Annotated in this window: 12 protein-coding genes; 3 read left to right on the top strand and 9 right to left on the bottom strand. The window is 35.3% G+C overall.

The genetic code is table 11. The annotated features are described in order from the left end of the window. The first annotated feature begins 98 nt into the window (after nt 1-98). Both RMA94_RS08820 and RMA94_RS08825 read left to right on the top strand, forming a co-directional pair. Nucleotides 99-2,231, top strand: a complete 2,133-nt coding sequence (locus RMA94_RS08820; protein ID WP_311082585.1) for an AAA family ATPase — start codon at nt 99-101, stop codon at nt 2,229-2,231. A gap of 5 nt (nt 2,232-2,236) precedes the next feature. Next, nucleotides 2,237-3,316 carry a 5-methylcytosine restriction system specificity protein McrC gene (locus RMA94_RS08825; protein WP_087088387.1) on the top strand — a complete coding sequence of 360 codons (1,080 nt, stop codon included), beginning with the start codon at nt 2,237-2,239 and terminating at the stop codon, nt 3,314-3,316. Between the two features lie 9 nt (nt 3,317-3,325). On the opposite strand, the gene RMA94_RS08830 is transcribed toward RMA94_RS08825, so the two are convergent. Genes RMA94_RS08830 through RMA94_RS08850 form a run of 5 tightly spaced genes read right to left on the bottom strand, consistent with a single transcriptional unit; the run spans nt 3,326 to nt 12,086 of the window. Beyond that, nucleotides 3,326-4,816, bottom strand: coding sequence for a class I SAM-dependent DNA methyltransferase (locus tag RMA94_RS08830; protein WP_228148930.1), 1,491 nt, complete (start codon nt 4,814-4,816; stop codon nt 3,326-3,328). A gap of 25 nt (nt 4,817-4,841) precedes the next feature. After that, nucleotides 4,842-5,726 carry a hypothetical protein gene (locus tag RMA94_RS08835; RefSeq protein WP_087088391.1) on the bottom strand — a complete coding sequence of 295 codons (885 nt, stop codon included), beginning with the start codon at nt 5,724-5,726 and terminating at the stop codon, nt 4,842-4,844. Continuing rightward, nucleotides 5,723-7,483: an AAA family ATPase gene (locus RMA94_RS08840; protein WP_087088393.1), complete on the bottom strand. Its 1,761-nt coding sequence runs from the start codon at nt 7,481-7,483 to the stop codon at nt 5,723-5,725. The genes RMA94_RS08835 and RMA94_RS08840 overlap by 4 nt, the downstream gene beginning before the upstream one ends. Further along, nucleotides 7,473-9,284 (bottom strand): restriction endonuclease subunit S, encoded by a 1,812-nt coding sequence (locus RMA94_RS08845; protein ID WP_087088395.1) that lies wholly within the window; start codon nt 9,282-9,284, stop codon nt 7,473-7,475. The genes RMA94_RS08840 and RMA94_RS08845 overlap by 11 nt, the downstream gene beginning before the upstream one ends. A gap of 15 nt (nt 9,285-9,299) precedes the next feature. Then, complete coding sequence (locus RMA94_RS08850; protein WP_311082594.1) at nt 9,300-12,086, bottom strand: DEAD/DEAH box helicase family protein; 2,787 nt, start codon at nt 12,084-12,086, stop codon at nt 9,300-9,302. Between the two features lie 514 nt (nt 12,087-12,600). Here RMA94_RS08850 and RMA94_RS08855 point away from each other — a divergent pair. Then, the gene (locus RMA94_RS08855) at nt 12,601-13,551 is read left to right on the top strand and encodes a hypothetical protein (RefSeq protein ID WP_311082596.1); all 951 of its coding nucleotides are present in this window, start codon (nt 12,601-12,603) and stop codon (nt 13,549-13,551) included. Nucleotides 13,552-13,556: 5 nt separating this feature from the next. Here the strand turns inward: RMA94_RS08855 and RMA94_RS08860 are convergent, their stop codons facing one another. From RMA94_RS08860 to RMA94_RS08875, 4 genes are all read right to left on the bottom strand, one after another. Then, the gene (locus RMA94_RS08860; protein ID WP_032050869.1) at nt 13,557-13,859 is read right to left on the bottom strand and encodes a hypothetical protein; all 303 of its coding nucleotides are present in this window, start codon (nt 13,857-13,859) and stop codon (nt 13,557-13,559) included. A gap of 280 nt (nt 13,860-14,139) precedes the next feature. Next, entirely contained in the window at nt 14,140-14,424 is a 285-nt protein-coding gene (locus tag RMA94_RS08865; RefSeq protein WP_086394347.1) for a hypothetical protein, read from the bottom strand. Between the two features lie 634 nt (nt 14,425-15,058). Next, nucleotides 15,059-16,405, bottom strand: a complete 1,347-nt coding sequence (locus tag RMA94_RS08870; RefSeq protein WP_311082598.1) for an OprD family outer membrane porin — start codon at nt 16,403-16,405, stop codon at nt 15,059-15,061. A gap of 77 nt (nt 16,406-16,482) precedes the next feature. Beyond that, nucleotides 16,483-17,868, bottom strand: a complete 1,386-nt coding sequence (locus RMA94_RS08875) for an MFS transporter (protein WP_311082600.1) — start codon at nt 17,866-17,868, stop codon at nt 16,483-16,485. Nucleotides 17,869-17,933 lie beyond the last annotated feature (65 nt).

Below are 17,933 nucleotides of genomic sequence, written 5' to 3' on the forward strand. Positions count from 1 at the left end.
TTTATTAAAAAATAATAAGTTTGCTTTTATTCAAAATTATGAGTTTAAAGTTAAAAGAATATATAATTTATTAATTTGCATTAAATTAGTAAGAAAAAATGGCTTTAAATAATATTGAAAACCAACTGGATAAATCAACTGTAACTTATTGGTTCGTGGGAGCAACCTTTGGTCGCAATGAAGATCAATTTGAGCGCTTTATTAGTCAAAGGATTTGGGAAAATGGATACGAAAATGAGTTAACAGATAAAGTCCAGTCAATGAAAGTAGGGGATAAAATAGCTATCAAGTCCAGTTATGTTCGTAAAAATGGACTGCCATTTGATAGTAGAGGTAATTTCGTTTCAGTAATGGCTATTAAAGCTATTGGGACTATAACAGCAAACCGTAATGATGGTCACTTCGTAGATGTAGATTGGGAAGTATTTAAGCAACCTAAAGAGTGGTATTTTTATACGAATAGAACAACTTTATGGGAAGTTAAGTATGAATCTGACTATGCTAAAAAATTAATTGATTTTACTTTTGGAAATAGAACTCAAGATTTAGATTTCTTCCGAAATGAGCCATATTGGAAGAATCGTTTTGGAGATATTATTAAGAAAGAAATTACTTGGGCGCCATTTTTGGTTGATTTATCTAATAAACTATTAATATATAAACAGAATAGAACTACTTTAGTCGAAAAAATTAAGCTTATTGCTGAAAAACATAATTTATCTTATTTATTGAATAAAAAATTGAATGATATTTGTCCATTTACTGTGGTGGGTATGATTAATAGGCAAATGACTATTGCTAATAGAAAAGCAATTGCCGCTGATTTAGCACAAGTTTTGTCTATAGAGTCAGAGTTGCCTACTGATTTTGATGGGGTTCCAGTTTTAAATAACATGAAATCTTGGTTCTTCTCTTATGAACAATTTCAGCAGCCCAACGATGTACAAAATTTATGGAATTTCTTTGAATCATCAATTTTGTTTGCAGATGGAGAAGATACTGTTCAAGCAACACAGATATTTATAGATTCTTATAACAACCTTTTAAAGCAAAAGGGTATTGGTTGGAATATTACGATGGCATTGTTTTGGATACGGCCATGGGATTATTTAAGTCTAGATGGTAGTTCCCGTAAGTTTATTGAAGAAGAATTAAAAGTTAAAATTCCATATAGTGGTATTAAGAAAACTATAGATGGTAAGAATTATTTAGGATTGATTAGTAGTCTCAAAACAATGTTTGAAAATGATAATTCCATTGTAAAAAGTTTTCCTGAGTTAAGTATTAAAGCTTATGACCCTGATATCTTAGAACAAGATGAAATTGCTGATGAATCATTAATCATTGAAGAGTTTGAGATATCTTTAACTGATATTGTTGCTAATCAATGTTTTATTGAGGAAGAAAGACTCAGCCAGATTGTTCGTAGAATTAAGTCAAAAAAGAATGTTATTTTCCAAGGGGCAACAGGTACTGGCAAAACTTGGATTGCAAAACAGTTAGCGGAATATATTGTTGGGCATAATAAAGAAAATTTTATTCATGTTCAGTTCCATCCGACCACCTCGTACGAGGATTTTGTTAGAGGTTGGAGGCCTAATTCTGACGGAAAATTACAGCTTGTTGATGGTCCTTTTCTTGAATTGATAAATCGAGCACGTCATAACCCTTCACAAAACTTTGTTATTTTAATAGAGGAAGTTAACAGAGGAAATCCTTCGCAGATATTTGGTGAAATGTTGACGCTAATAGAAAACTCAAAACGAACTCATCAATATTCATTAGAGTTAATTTATAAAAAAGATAAAAATGAAAAAATTTATGTACCTGAGAATGTTTATGTATTAGGTACAATGAATATTGCTGATCGTTCATTGGCCAAACTAGATTTAGCATTTCGAAGACGTTTTGCTTTTGAAGAGTTGGAACCAACTTTTAATGAAGTTTGGATGAAAGTTGTTAAGGAAAATGTTGTTCAAGTAACTTCAGAACAACTCCAAAAGTTACGTTTTAATATTGAGGAATTAAATAATGTAATTAAAAAAGATCCTCGCTTAGGTAAACCATTCTGCATAGGTCATAGTTTCTTTACATCAGTTCAAACCTTTTCAAGTATACAAGAGTGGCTTGATGATATTGTAGAGTCAGAAATCAAGCCATTGTTGTTAGATTATTGGCCAGACAATGAGTCTCAAGTTTCAAATTTTTGTAATGAATTAAAGGATATCTAAGTAGCATGTTAGATATCCACTACCATTACATCACTAAATATGGCATACCTATAAAAAATGTTTGGTTATTAATTCTTTATGCATCAGAAGTCTACAAAACTTCTGAAGATAAATTTTTTAACATTGAGGAAAATCTTGAAGACTTATATACCGTTATATTAGAGTTATTATGCAATCAATTTGATAAGAATATTTCTAAAGGATTTTCAAGTAATTATATTACTAGAAGTGAAAATTTAACTCGTGTACGAGGCAGTATTAACTTTTTAATAACTGAAAGTAAGATGTTGATGCAAAGAGGACAGGTCAATTGTTCTTATGATGAGCTTACTCTAAATATCCCACGATACCAATATGTACTTATAACTTTAAAAAATGCACTTTTCTTAAAAGGTATAGAGGGGGTTAAAGAGAGGCTTTTACAAAATATTAATATTCTTGAAGGACTAGGAGTAACTTGTCCACTAATTCAAAACTATGACCTTAGATCAGATCGATTCGGACATTTTGACTATTCTGAACAGGCCCTTCTCCAAACATGTCAGCTGCTAAATGAACTAAAAATTCCTACAATGCAAAAAGGAAATCATTTAATTCCGAATTTAGAGGAAATGAGTGAGGAGTGGCTAAGAAAACTATTTGAGAAAGCAGTTTATGGATTTTATTCTAAAAATTTACCTGCTAATGTTTGGGATGTAAGTCATAACAAAAAATTGCAGTGGAAGCTAGACACTGATTCATTGATTACAGATGTGTTGCCTCAGATGGAGGCTGATATCATTATAAGAAATAGACAAACGGGACAAGCGACTATCATTGATACTAAATTTAATAAAATTTTAGTAAGCAATCGTTTTGGACGAGAAAAGTTCAGGAGTGGTTATATCTATCAAATATATACGTATCTAAGGTCACAAGAAGAAGAGGGATGTCCACTATTTCAAAGAGGAGTGTTACTTCATCCAAGTGTTGGAGAAAAAATATTCGATAAAGTGAAAATTCAGGGCTATTTGTTAGAGTTTCAAACAATCGATTTAACAGAAATGGCAAAAGAGATTAAAGCTAGACTAATCGAATTAGCCTAGCTTTTTATTTTAGTTTTTTAAACTTATAGCAACGGATTTAAAAGCATCTAACGCAGCTTCTAAATGCTCAATAATTTCTTGCTGAAGAACTTCTGGTGAGGGTAAATCATCAAGATTGTCTAAACTGTTGTCCTTCAACCAGAAGATATCTAGACTGGTTTTGTCACGAGCAATGATTTCATCATAGCTGAAATATTTAAATCGTTCAGTCTCCTGACGTTCAAAGCGATTTTCAGGGTTATAACACTGAATAAAATCACTCAAATCAGATTGACGTAATTGACGAGTTTTGAGCGTAAATCGTTGATTGGTCCTAAGATCATAGAACCAAATTCCTTTCGTTTGAATCTTTTCAGATTTAGGTTTGTTATCGAAGAAAATAACGTTTGCTTTTACACCATTTGCATAAAAGATACCTGTTGGTAATCGCAAAATGGTATGTACATCGCATCCAGCAAGTAATTTTTTACGTACACGTTCACCAACACCACCTTCGAACAATACATTATCTGGTAATACTACAGCTGCTTTTCCATCTTTTTTTAGCATACTCACAATATGCTGGAGAAAATTAAGTTGCTTATTTGATGTAGTTACCCAAAAGTCTGAACGTTCATAGGTGAGAGATTCTTTATCTTCTTCACCTTCCTCGTTGGTAACCGTCATACTGCTCTTCTTACCAAAAGGAGGGTTCGCTAAAACATAGTCTGCTTTTTTTGTTGGCTCACTTATTAAAGCATCTGCACGAACAATAGATGGTTCATCGGTAAGGTGACCAACATTATGTAAGTACAGATTCATGAGACATAGACGTCTTGTACTTGGAACGATCTCATTACCAAAGAATGTATTTTCTTGAAGAAATTTAGCTTGTTTGTTATCTAATTTTTGAGCCAACAGGTATTTATGTGCACCAAGAAAAAAGCCACCTGTACCACACGCTGGATCAGCAATGGTTTTCAACGGTTGAGGACGAATACATTCTACGATTGCATCGATGACAGGACGAGGAGTGAAGTACTGTCCAGCCCCACTCTTTGTATCTTCAGCATTTTTCTGTAATAGGCCTTCGTACATATCACCTTTTACATCAGCGCCGATACCACTCCATGTATCTTCATTGATGAGTTGAACTAAACGATGTAATTTGGCTGGATCTTGTATTTTATTCTGTGCTTTAAAGAAAATAGCACCTAACATACCTGACATTGTACCAAGCTTATTGAGTACTTTAAGATAGTGATCTTCTATCTCAGCACCTTTTAAGCTAATGAGGCTGTCCCAGTCAAAACCATCAGGAATACCAATATCAACTGACTCAAATGGATGCAATGTTTTTTGCTCGTGAGCCATTTTTAAGAAAAGTAAGAATGTCAGTTGTTCTAGATAATCACCATAGCCTACACCATCATCACGTAAGGTGTGGCAGAAATTCCAAATTTTGGAGATTAAAGTCGTTGCATTCATTACAATATAATCAGGTCTAAATAGCTCGGTCAAGAATACATCAATATTAGTCCAAGACCTATAATCCCATTGATGTTAGTTTACTATCTAACCAAGGTATATCTTCACAATATTGCAGAATTATACCTTTGACAAAGGTGTAATATTCTCGTGCAGGATTGAGATTTCTTTCAATAAATCTCTCGAAGCCTGCATCTACACTATTTTTACCTATGTACTTGTCTAATATAAATTCGATATCTGCTTTTATTTCTCTTTTCTTTTCCACTACACCATAAGCATTTAGCCCTAACAATTTAATAGAAAATGATGCTCTTATATATTCAACAGTTGTGACATCCGAGGCAATAGGTTTAATTTCACCAGAAAGAGTATGTAAAAGATGTGCTGTATCTGCTTGAATACATGGATCAAGTAGTAGTGGTGCTTCTGTTAAATGATTCCCAGTTAGATCCCAACAACGTTGATTTTCGTCAACTAAAGGGAATGAGTTTCCTTTACCATGCACGATTTTTGTAGAGGGATCAGTGTCTAACCTATTACATCTCTGACAAGATAATCTATAATTAGTCCACTCATAACTTAACCACCAGTAGCCTTCAAATTCATCACCAGCTTTTACATGGGAGGTAGGATATTTTAATATTCCTTTGTCAATCTTTACTTGATTCTTTGGTCTAAAGTGTTCGACATCAGAGGTAGATCTCAATTCTTTCGACTCACAAAACCAACATTTACCAGAGCTTTTTGATACCAACCATTGCTTTAAGTCTTTCCAATGGGCATCTTTAATCAATTTTTCTTGGGGGGTAAGAGTCTTTTTTGGAAAAGGTCCAACAATTTTTGCAACTTGTAATAAGCGATATGTATACGTGGTTGAGGGATTACTAGGGTTGTGAAAATTTATATCTGTTGGTGGTGAGGTATGATCTATAAAATTCATTCGTCAGTCTTCATTAAACTTTCAACTAAAGCTTCTAAAGCTCTCTGCTTATTTTCGTCTGTAACGATAGGCTCGTCTGCATATGTAGTTCCATGCATTAAATCAAAACGAGCACGCATATATTCCTGTTTTAGGCGATCTTTAAAATCGAAATTAAAATCTAATTTCTCAAGATATTTGCTTAGATCTTGTTGTCGTTGTTTATCTTTTGGGGTTTTATCTGCTCTTGGTGTAATTACTAATTTTTGATACTCGATTAATAATTCATTAGTTTGTTTGTCTAGTGAACTACCTAGTCCAAACATATCACTGGTGATGATTCCAGCATACCCCATACCTTTCGGATGTAAATCAGGCTCAGTTGCATAAATCTGCTTATCTTCATCACGATGTAAAATTTGAATTTGCTCTTTTTGAAGCTCTGCAATTGCGATAGGGTTATGAGTGGTTAATACAATATGACTGTTTGTTCTTAATCCATTGCTTTCATTTTTCATGAAATCCTGTAAATATTTTAAATATTCGACCGACCATTTAGGGTTTAGATGTGTATCTGGTTCATCAAGTAAATAAAGACTTTCTTCTTCATTTGTAAAACGTAGTAAGCCTAATACTGTTAATAGTTGTTGTTCACCCTCACTCAACTCCTTAAACGTAACAGTGTCATTATTCTTTTTTAACTTAACTCGTATATGTACAGCTTCAATTAATTCAGAAATATAAGTACTTTCTAAATCACGAAATAGGGTCCGTGGTTCTTTATGCTCTATCAGCCTTTGAAAAGATGTCATATCTTTAAGAAAGAGATATTGATATTCACGAGTTTTTTTATTCCATAGACTGCTTTTTGATTTTCTTTTGAATTTAATGGGTGCTAATGAAAGATTGTAAAGTTCACTTAGAAACTCTTTAACGACTCCTTTTGAATCCCAAAGTCTCGAATCACCATCATCATTTTTATTTGTCCAAGAAGGTTGGCGGAGTTCAAATAAAATTGATTCAATCCCAGATTCAGCATCAATACCTAACTGATTTTCTAAAAATGATTTAATAGTTTCATCTTGTTTAAACAAAAAGGCTAAAAGTACAAATTGACTGTGAATTGGAAGGGCATAGAACATGCGCTTAAAACCAACTTCTTCAGAAGGTTTAGCGCCTCTTAATTTTTTGTCATACTTCTCAATGTAAGGTATAAAAATATTATGCATTCTGGTACTTAAACCAGAATAATAACTAAAGACAAATCTTGGTAAAAATTCGCTATTGTCAGCTGTAAATTTAGAAAAAGAGACAATGATAGGCTTAGGTGTTTCCGTACTCCTTTCTTCAACTTTAACGTTGAGATGGTTATCTTCTTGAAAGAAATCAGACTGTTTTAGCTCGACTAAACTTACTGATGATTTCTCTTTATCTAATGGCTCTAGAATTGGTTGAAAAGGGATATATGAAAAAATAAATTTATCTTTTTCTAAATCTGGATCAGCTTGAATAGTGACATATTTTTTGTTGATGCCCGATCCAATTTCATATTTAATCTCGTAAGCAAAAGCAGGTGTTTTATCTTTAGATGGCTGGATTAAGTCTCGAAATATAATAGCGAGCGCTTCTAATACATTAGATTTACCTGTTCCATTCCAGCCAATAACGACAGTGATTGATTGATGTTCATTAAAGTCTATACAGACGTTTTTTAAATTTTTAAATTGATGGGTGGGGCTATTCTTAGCACTGCCGATCTTTAAGTAATCAAGACGCATCAGTTTTGTCCTTAAGTTTAATCAGATCCTGTTGCTTTTTATTTAGTTGATCTGGTCTTACCATTATTTTATCGTCTAGGCTCAGTGTGCGAAGCTCTTCGTAAAATTGCTCAATATCTTCAATACTGCTTTGTGCAGTTAGCCCGAAAGCAGTTGCTAATTCTTGTCCTGAAATCCAATCTGACTGATTTTTTAGAACGTCGAGGATAGTCTTAGACATACTAACTTCCTTTTTAACTTTTGGGGTTGAGCTTTTTTGGGTATTATTCTTTTTCGCTAAAAATTCAGCTTCTTTTTGCTGCTGAATGCGTTCTAACAAGATTTGAGCAGGTTCATCATTTGGATCTTGATACACTAAACTGCCATTGAATGCATCCTTCAGAACATTAAGTTTTTGATCTGATGTTTGCTTAAGGATTATCGCTAATGAATCAAATTGATTAGAAATATTTTCTAATTTTAAAGATATTAAATTCGTTAGATATAATTGCTCCGTTAATGGTGGTAAAGCAATTGGGGTTTGTTTTATATCTTCACCAGAAACACCAGTTTGACCAGAAGTAGTTTTGGCTCTAGACTTTACATAACCTCTTGAGTGACCAATATTTGCAGCTAACTCAATCCAATTTGATAATGTTTCACCTAAAATAGGCTGAGCTCTGATTAGTTTGTCTGGATGTAGCATTGGCTTATCAAGATCTCGTACCACACCAAACACACCTAATAAATCAATACTACCGTTATAACGAGTTATTAAAATATCATTATTTTTAATAATGAAATTTTTAACACTTTCGTATGGTAAATCAATATGTCGGCATTCATCTAAGTGAACTTTCATTGCTCTGACAGCATTGATCCTTAAAATAGGATAGCCTTTTTCTTCAATATTCGGTTTTGGAGACATTCCATTTCGAATTGGGTATGCAAGTTGATCTAAGCTAGCCCATGTCCAATTGTTAGGTAGCTTAGGTAAATTAATAGAGTCATAAGGTTGAACAGGCTCAGGATATTTTTCCTGCCAATTTTTAGGAGGAGTTTTCCCTTTCTCGTTAAACTCGTTAAGTTTTTCTTGTGCCCAACGTTCACGGCGTTCTTTTAAAATACGCTCTAACAGCTGCTTACCAGTTTCAGAAATTTCAGTTTGGGTTTCACGCCATTCTTTACTGAGTTTACCTTCAACGGCTGATTTTAATAATGATTGACGATAAAGTTCTAACTTCTTCTGAGCTGTTTCAAGTTCTTCAATTCCATTATCCAATTCGCTGAATAACTCATCGATTTTGTCAGCGATACGTTTTTGTTCATTTAAAGGTGGAAGTGGTAATAATATTTCATTAAGAGTTTTAGATGATAAATGTTTTACAGTAATTGATGAGGTCGCATCATTAATAGCCTTTAAATATGGAGGGAGAAGATAAATTAAAAATTGCTTATCGTAGATGTTGTCATTTTTAAGTGATATTTTACATACTCGCTGATTGAGTAGGCTAGGCGAACTTTTCCATAAACCTAAATTGAAATCTCCATCCATTCCCACTAAAATTTCATTTTTATTAACTAAATAAATATCATCGTAATCGCCATTATAGTAGGTTGTTGTATTGCCTTCGGTTACATCACGAATTCTTATTAAAGGTAGACCTATACCATCATTGTTAAAATAGGAAGAAGGAAATGCAAATCCATTCAAGATAGTAGCTACATTACTTAATTCAATGCGGAGCCATGATGGATGTTTAGAAAGAAGTCCCGTAGTATCTTCTTTAATAATATCTGAGATCTTTCTGGTTAAAGCCATTTTGATACCATCATGTTATGCAACGAGTTCTTCGTTCAATTCTTTAATTAATGGCATAAGTTTCTCTCGACCAAAAACTTCTGCCGCTTTAAATGCCCCACCATTACTCGCCAATGACCCCAACTTAAAATCATTCGGTGTTAGCTGACAACTATTTGCTATATGATCTTTCATTAGACGTAACCATGTCATTTGCTCTTCGTTGAATGCAGTGGCATTGTTAGCATTATGCCTAAACACCCATTTCTGAAAGCGCTTATCTACTTCTTCGCTAAAAGGGGAAAGCTCATGATTTAAGCCAGAAGCAAAACGAACTAAGGATAATAAATCGGTTAATTTACGCTGAGAATTTACCCCTTTGACTTGACTACTCTTTACTCTTTCATAAGCAGACCAAAGACGTTCAGTCGTAAGTAATAGCGGAGGACGGCTGAGTTTATCATGAAGTTCATGGATCATCGTCAATGTCAGTTCACGACGTTGGTAAGGTTGATCATAAAAGAAACTTAAAGCCCCAATCTCTTCACGATTCTCTTTCAAGTATTTTTCAAACTGTTCAATATCTTCTTTTGCTTTCTGCTCAACATTTGCAGAGAAGCCTCGGTTAATTACCTTATCCAAATTTACCGTATCAATTACCTGTTCTGCATCTTTTTTATCGGTCAGGAGAGAACGAAGTTCAGGATCATCAAAAACTCTATAAGCTTGTTCTAAGAGTTCAGACATTTTTTCTAAATATTGTTGTTCTGAGATGGAGTCTTCATTCAACACATTACCTTTTAAGCCTTCATCTAAGATGACAGCTTGATTAATTGTATCGGGGTCAACGGCATTAATAATGGTTTCTGTAATCTGCTTTAGATTTTTACCTTTGGTCAACTCAGTAATTTTAGATTGAGTCTCTGCATCTAGGTTTTTGTTTAGTCGAATTAAGCGATTTGCTAGACTTAAAGCAGTATCTTCATCAACATCACCGAGAATGACGCCATCCATAAGTTGTTTTAACGTCGTTGAGGGTTTTCGTTCTAGTTGACGACTTTCTGTTTTTTGAGATTTCTCAACACCTACAGCATCGATAATGACGAAACGAGTTTTTGCACCTGAGGCACTTTGAGAGACTTTTTGTAGCCCATCTTTATCTAAGCTACGAACCCCGCGCCCTTTCATTTGCTCATAATAACCTTTGGAACGTACATCTCGCATGAAGAGCAATACTTCTAAAGGTTTGACATCTGTACCAGTCGCAATCATATCGACTGTTACTGCTATACGAGGGTTATATTCGTTCCGAAAATCACTCAAAACACCATCAGGATCTTTTGCACTGTAGGTAACTTTTTCACAAAATTCATTACCTTTACCATATTCTTCACGAACAATATTAATTATGTCATCCGCATGGCTATCTGATTTCGCAAATATTAATGTTTTTGGAACTTCTTCCCGATTAGGAAAGATTTCTTGGCTGACGGCACGCTTCATTTCACGAATAATATTGCGAATTTGACTTGGATTCACAACATCCTTGTCTAAGTCCTTATGGGTATAGACAATCTCTTCTTCTGTTTCAACTAACCGTTTAGCACGAGTCTGGCGGTTACGACGGTCAATCCATTGTTTGGCACGGATTTTTTTACCTTTCTTTGTTATCTCAGTTTCAATTTCATAAATGTCATATCCAACATTGACACCATCAACCACTGACTGTTCATAACTATATTCTGCAACAATATTTTCGTTAAAAAAGCCATATGTTCTGTTGTCAGGTGTTGCAGTCAGACCAACAAGAAATGCATCAAAGTAATCAAGTACTTGTTTCCATAAGTTGTAGATACTACGATGACATTCATCAATAATAATAAAATCAAAAGACTCAATTGGCACATTAGGGTTATATTGAATATGTTTTTTAGATAGTCGTGTACTTTCTTCCAAAGCAGTAACTTCATTTAGATTAATATCTTCATCTTGCTCATCTAATTTCTCGCCAGATAAAATGGAATACATTCGTTGAATGGTAGAAATGCATACATCAGTTTTAGTATCTAACGTTGATGACATTAATCTTTGAACATTATAAAGTTCAGTGAATTTACGTTTGTCATCGGGTGGGGTAAATGCCATAAGTTCTTGATGAGCTTGCTTACCTAAGTTCCGTGTATCAACTAGAAATAAAATCCGTTTTGCTTTAGCAAACTTTAATAGACGATATACAGATGAAATCGCAGTAAATGTTTTCCCTGCACCAGTTGCCATATGAACTAAAGATCGTGGTTTTTGTAGCGCTAAAGATTTTTCTAACCCAGTAATCGCATTAATCTGACAGTCACGAAGATTATCTGTCACTAAGGGTGGCATCTCTAGTAAGTTTTGTCGTAAGTTTTTATTTCTTTTATATAGCTCATCTAAATATTCGGGCTTATAAAAATGGAATAGTTCACGAGATCGAGCTTCAGGATCTCGTCTGTCCGTGAATCGAATAATCTTTGATGTAGCTTGAAATAGAAATGGAAGGGCATCGTATGTCTGTTTGGCTTTAAAGCCAGAAGTAGCGTATCGATCAGTTTGGCGCTCGTGAGCAGTAATATTTTCCCCTTCTTCATCACGTTTAGCTTCAAGTACACCAATTGGTGTTCTATTCACAAAGAGAATATAGTCCGCAGGTCCTGTCTTTGTTTGAAATTCACGAACAGCAATGCCAAATCCTGCACTAGGATTGTAGTTTTTTTTATCGACAACAATCCAACCAGCATCTTCTAGTTTTTTATCAATAACTATACGTGCTTTATCTTCAGGCTTCATGATACTGTTATTTCTAAACTTCTATATTTAGGAAAAGTATACTCATAATTATTAAATTGTTAAACTTGTAATTTAGAATTACTAAATATTACCTTTGATTTAAGTTTATAAATTTTATTAATTAATAAAAACTCTCCATATTGTTAAATTAATCTTTATCCGACTTTAACATAGCTCTTACCTCATCTATTGAAAATGCAGGTTTATGTTGATGGATGATAAAATGGCAATTAGGACAGACAGGAGCCATATCTTTTATTGGGTCAACAATATATTTTTTACCAATAAAGCTAACCAAAGTTTAATTTTTTATGGGGTTAAAATAGAAATTATTGCAACACAAGTTAAAGTAGAAATTCCAAGCACTCATAAGTTTTGGAGTGTTATTGAAAGTATGTGAAAACATACTCTGAAATTTGGGGAAATTTCAAAAGATGATTACTCCGCTGGGGAGCGGTTCAAGAAAAAGGTAATCATTGATTTTTTTATAATTTATAAGATTTGGTTAGATCAAATGAACAACTTAATAACGAGATGTGTAAATAATCTGGGGCAGTGGCATGAAGTTGCGCTGACAATGACTAAAGCGATAGTTGCAATAGGGGTGTTGTGCTTAGTTGTGTATCTTTTAACAATTGGCTATATCCCGTCGGAAATTAGCTTTGGTGATACACTTATTTTTTTACTGATTTTTGCCGCGTTCTCTATTGCTTACACTGTATTAGGGCTTATGCTATTTTTCTTTGGCACATCCTTAGCTCCAGTCACATATCTTGTCTTAAATTGGGTTGATAAGTATTTACCACCACATATTAGAATTGGGAAAAAACTTCCTTTTCCAAAAATTAATATTATTACGTTAAGTGGTTCTCTTTATCTTTTATATGTTATTCACGGCATATTTTTATTACATTGGAAGATTAATCTGTACATAGGCATTACCGTATTTTTTATTGCCTTTGCGTATTATCCTTTTTACATGAATCGGCAGAAGATTAAAGAATTTAATATAAAATTTGAAAATCTAGCAGATATTGTTGATGATCCTGATGCAAGTGATCATCTTAAAGCATTTGCAATAAAAAAATTAAAGAGGTTAGAAACGCATATTAAAGATAGCTTAGAAATAGCTTTGTTTATTAGCTTAACTCCGCTTGTACCCCTGATTCTTATTGGTGATGTTGGTAAAATATTTCTTAATACTACAATGCAAAATACTGGGGTACGAATAGAAAAGGCAACCTTATATATTAAAGAGCCTTATGCAAATTTAATTGAATTACCAAAAACGACTACTAAAGAACCGAGTCAGTATAAAACCTTTATTTTTAAAGATGTTAAAGTGTTGTTTCAAGGCATTGGTAAAAGCACTTTAGTTTCTTATAAGGTAAAGAATATGGAAAAGCAGTTAGTAATTCCTAATGAATATATTACTGTAGAGCGAAGCAAGAAAATTGAAGAGTAATTAAATTATAAAAAATAAGAAATAGTTAGAATTATGAAAGCAAGGATGTAAACAATTGCAATTGTTGTTCTAGCCATAGCGTTTGCATCACTACTTTTTTCCGTAAGTGGGGGAAAAAGTGGTAATGCTGCATTTTTTAAAATAAAGAATATTAAGGCGTACCCTGCAATAAGTGAAAATACATATTCAAATCCCAACTTTCCTTTAAAGTAAGCAATTAAAGCCATTATTAACATGAATAGGGCTAAGCTTATTAAAAGATATCTCTTAGAGGGAGAGTCTTTTATAAAGAAATCTTCTATTGACATAGGAATGGCTCGCTTTGAAATATTAAATTTTAGATAAACAATTTTTTTTCAAATCAACGAATTAATTTTTTTTGAGCATTCTTTCTATGTAAAAATAATAGACTAAATTTTTTGATTAACATAGATACTTCAAGACAAATGGTAGGAACTAATCCTTAGAAAAGGACGTAATGAAATCATTCCCCCAAGGCCCCCGTGCCACAACAGAACTTTAATTTTTTGCGCTGATTTAAAGTAATCTACCATTGCGACACAGAGATAAGGGAGCTAAGCCAAACGCTTAGCCCATGTCTTCTTTATCGCACCGCCGCATCACGCTAAAAAAAGTAGGGGCAAAGTCCTGTGGGAGAGCAGGACTTTGCAAACTGACATGTTCTAGACGCTGCATAAGCTTATGCGAGTAAACTTGCTCAAGCCGTTGGTAAATACAGTCGCAACTGGCTTGGGTGTGCCCACCCGACAGGCAAATTTTTTCAAAATCCTGCTGAGTGTGGAGGTCACAACCCGAAACGCTGTAATCGCCGATCACAAGGCCTAAAACCAAAATAGTTTTATAAAATTTCATATTATTCTCGTAATGATTGGGGATATATCAATGAGAAAAAATAAACTGCTATATTCTAAGTTTTAAAATCATTTTTTAGGATGTAGTTAATCCGCCTATAAAATAAGGAAAATAAAATGATTAAAATTTTAAAATAAAAATAATTTATAAATTAAAAACTTTAGATAATAGAAAACCTAAGTTTTAAATAAATAAAAAGTTTATAGGGGAGAGGGGATAAGTTTATATAGTGGCATGGTCAACTCCTAGAATTTATGGAGCTCTACCACCAAAGATCACCGTCAATTGATTATGGTGGTAGAACGAAAGGGGGTTAGCAGACTGGGATCCAAGGAACCAGCACGCGCAAGCGCGTCCCCCTCCCGTCCTACCGCAAAGAAAAGGGACGCAAGGGTCTAACGACTTATAGTGGAACTATAACCCGCCATGGATCTACGGTCTGCTAAAACCGACTGGCAATGTAGGCCAGTGGGACCATAATAATCATAAGTTTTTAACAGGTCAATTCAATTTAAATAAAATATTATAAAAATTTTAAATATAAATTTATATTTCAATTAAACTCAAAAGTTAATATATTTAAAGCTGTAAATTAATAAAAATAATAAAGCTAAACTAAACGTTTGGCCTATACTTAAAATGTATAACGGTAATTAATAAATACTCGGTGCTGGTCCCAATCTTTCCGAGACATTCCATTTATTTTTTCACCTAAGTTTACATTTTCAAACTTCGACTCATAATGCAAAAATGAATAACGCACATCTAAGTTTTTCACCCACGGCAAGGCATAACTCACTGTAAAGTCAAAGTAACGCTCTTTACCCTCAATATCACTGCTGATGTTATTTTGGTGAGCGCCAAAGCCATAAATATACTTCGCCTCGGTTTTTAAACCTTTCACATAGTCTTTCCAGTTATATTTCAGGCGAAGGGCAACGGCGGTTTCATCGTTGTTGGTAAAGTCGGGGCCAATGGTCGCAGAGGTCGGAAACGGGTTGGTACCGTGGTCTTGCGTCACAACCGAGTTGCGGGCGGAGTGCACGGCAAAGTTATCTTCAATCCAAAAACCATCAAACTTTGAAACGGCAATGCTGCCTTCAATATTATTCTTGGCTAGATTTACATCGACAAAATAGCCATTGCCACGGTTGTTAATGTCTTGGCCTTTGACACAGTCCAGCTCGGTTTCGGCACCGCATTTAAACAGTTTGCCATCATCACGCGAGAAAAAAGCACCTGTGTTAAATGTCCACACCAAGCCATGAAACGGCAACTTATATTGAGCAATTGCCCCGTACTTTTTTAAGTAATCTTTGCTATTTAAATACTCGGCATTCACGCTCCAGTTTTTGTACTGATACTTAGCTCCCAGCAAACCGACATAATCAATACGCTCGTCATTTTCAGTCACCAGTTTTTCAAATGAGTCCATGCTGCGCGGTTTCCAGCGGTCATAGTAAGCCATGTAAGTTTGTAGCTGATCATTCAATTGAAACTGACCACTCGCACCCGAAAAAGTATCGGGCACCACGCGGTTATTGGTGCTTTTAAGTAACAGCGAATCGTGCAACTGGCGACCTAATTTAATCTCGCCTTTATCGCCCAGTTTAGCTTTGATGTAGAGCTGCCCTAAAGTTGCAAAGTTTTGATCGAGCTTGCCGTTATTTTCGACCTCTAAAAGCTGAGTGCTAGGCTTGCCAGAGTCAAATAACTTGGTGACTGCATAGAGTGAACCATCTACCCCAAGCCAGTTCCACATGTACGGGGACTGATAATTTAACTCAAGCCCTAAGGCACTTTGTTCATATTCACTCGACGAAGGCGAAGGGTTGGCAAGCGTGGGCTGGGCAGTGCCTTCATCGTTCCAGTAACGGGTGTTAAGCTTTAATTCTAACTTGCCAAATTGTTGAGGAAGCTCTGCATATGCATTGCTCACGCTGCCTAAACCAATACAGCCCCATAGCAAATATTTATTCATTTTAAATTCCTTTTTTAAGCATGAATAAGCCCTTTGCCTAACGCTGGGTTAGGCAAGCTTTTTATGAAATGGATGAATTAAGGAGAGAGTTTTTCGAGCACTTGGCCTTTGGTTTCAATGGCAAACAAGAAAGTCACTAGGCCACCAATGAGTGCCACAACGGCAAGCACACTAAACACATATTGAATGCCATAGCCACCAACCACGAGGCCGACCATAACTGGTCCAATCGCAGAGCCGGCACGGAGCCAAGCGGTACTAAAACCAATGCCCATCGCACGGAGACGAGTAGGGTAAAGTTCGGCAGCGTAAAGGTATAAAGAGAATGAAATAGTTTGCAAAATGGCATAGCTCAGCGTTGCTAAAATCACAACTTCCATCGCCGATTTTGCACCTAAAATTGAGAGGCTCATGAGTGGAATAATCGCCAAGAAAAACGCTGCACTGTACCAAGGACGGCGGCCGACTTTATCAATCATTAACGCACAGATAATAGAGGCAATCACACCCACGCCCGAGGTAATCCAGCCATAACCTAAACTGGTTTGAAGCGACAGACCAAAGTGTTGTTTGTAGAGAGATGGCAGCCAAGTCACCATGGCATTGTTCACCATATACACGCAAAACCACATGCCCCATAGGGTAAAGGTGCGTTTACGGTAAATGCCATGGAACAGCTCACGCCAGTCGGTTTTTGCCATGCCTTGCGGGTTAATCTCTTTAACCACTGGTTCAAGCAAAGTTTTACCGCTTTTAATGGCACCATCTTCAAAGCTTTTGACGACTTGATCTGCTTCTTTAAAGCGGCCTTTTGAAGCAAGCCAGCGTGGTGACTCAGGCAAGAAAAACCGTAAAGGAATCACCAGTAAAGATGGAACTAGGCCCACAATAAACATGACTTTCCAGCCGTAAATTGGCATCAGAAAAAATGCTGCCATGCCTGCAAACATAAGACCAAGTGGGAACAAAACTTCATAGAGCAAGAAAAACTTACCGCGCTTTTCTGCGCCAATAAACTCGTTAATATAGGCACTTGCAACAGGCACTTCACCGCCAGTTCCAACACCTTGTAAGAAACGGAAAATTAACAGCGACATTCCGCTCCACGCAAACAGACAAGAAATGTCCATTGCCACAAACAGTAAAATGGTAAAAGATAGGACTTTTAAACGACCGACTTTTTCGGCAAGAGAACCAAAGAAGATCGCACCGACCAGTTGCCCGACATAGCCCGCGGCAATGATCGCACCAACATAGGCAGGCGTCAGGTGCCATTCGGTAATGAGTTGGGGTAAAGCAAAGGCAATCGCTAGAACAGTATACGCGTCAAAAAAGGTCGCGATCCCAATCGTAATTCGCATAAATTGCAATCGACCAGTGACGGGTAGTCGTTCGATTCTTGCAATAATTTCCGCATTTTTTTGATGATGACTAATTTGTTCTACATCCGCTAGATTTGTCATCTTCTATCTCCTTATTACTACATTCCTCGTAGTTTTGTTGTTCTATTTCGCACCACCTGTTCACC

The organism is Acinetobacter sp. V115_6 (assembly GCF_031799025.1).
GTDB lineage: Bacteria > Pseudomonadota > Gammaproteobacteria > Pseudomonadales > Moraxellaceae > Acinetobacter > Acinetobacter pittii.

Bases quoted from the DNA above. Each gene is read 5' to 3' on its own strand.
- RMA94_RS08835 (WP_087088391.1), bottom strand. From the start codon at position 5,726: ATGAATTTTATAGATCATACCTCACCACCAACAGATATAAATTTTCAC.
- RMA94_RS08825 (WP_087088387.1), top strand. From the start codon at position 2,237: ATGTTAGATATCCACTACCATTACATCACTAAATATGGCATACCTATA.
- RMA94_RS08870 (WP_311082598.1), bottom strand. From the start codon at position 16,405: ATGAATAAATATTTGCTATGGGGCTGTATTGGTTTAGGCAGCGTGAGC.
- RMA94_RS08865 (WP_086394347.1), bottom strand. From the start codon at position 14,424: ATGAAATTTTATAAAACTATTTTGGTTTTAGGCCTTGTGATCGGCGAT.
- RMA94_RS08820 (WP_311082585.1), top strand. From the start codon at position 99: ATGGCTTTAAATAATATTGAAAACCAACTGGATAAATCAACTGTAACT.
- RMA94_RS08875 (WP_311082600.1), bottom strand. From the start codon at position 17,868: ATGACAAATCTAGCGGATGTAGAACAAATTAGTCATCATCAAAAAAAT.
- RMA94_RS08840 (WP_087088393.1), bottom strand. From the start codon at position 7,483: ATGCGTCTTGATTACTTAAAGATCGGCAGTGCTAAGAATAGCCCCACC.
- RMA94_RS08860 (WP_032050869.1), bottom strand. From the start codon at position 13,859: ATGTCAATAGAAGATTTCTTTATAAAAGACTCTCCCTCTAAGAGATAT.
- RMA94_RS08850 (WP_311082594.1), bottom strand. From the start codon at position 12,086: ATGAAGCCTGAAGATAAAGCACGTATAGTTATTGATAAAAAACTAGAA.
- RMA94_RS08855 (WP_311082596.1), top strand. From the start codon at position 12,601: ATGAACAACTTAATAACGAGATGTGTAAATAATCTGGGGCAGTGGCAT.
- RMA94_RS08845 (WP_087088395.1), bottom strand. From the start codon at position 9,284: ATGGCTTTAACCAGAAAGATCTCAGATATTATTAAAGAAGATACTACG.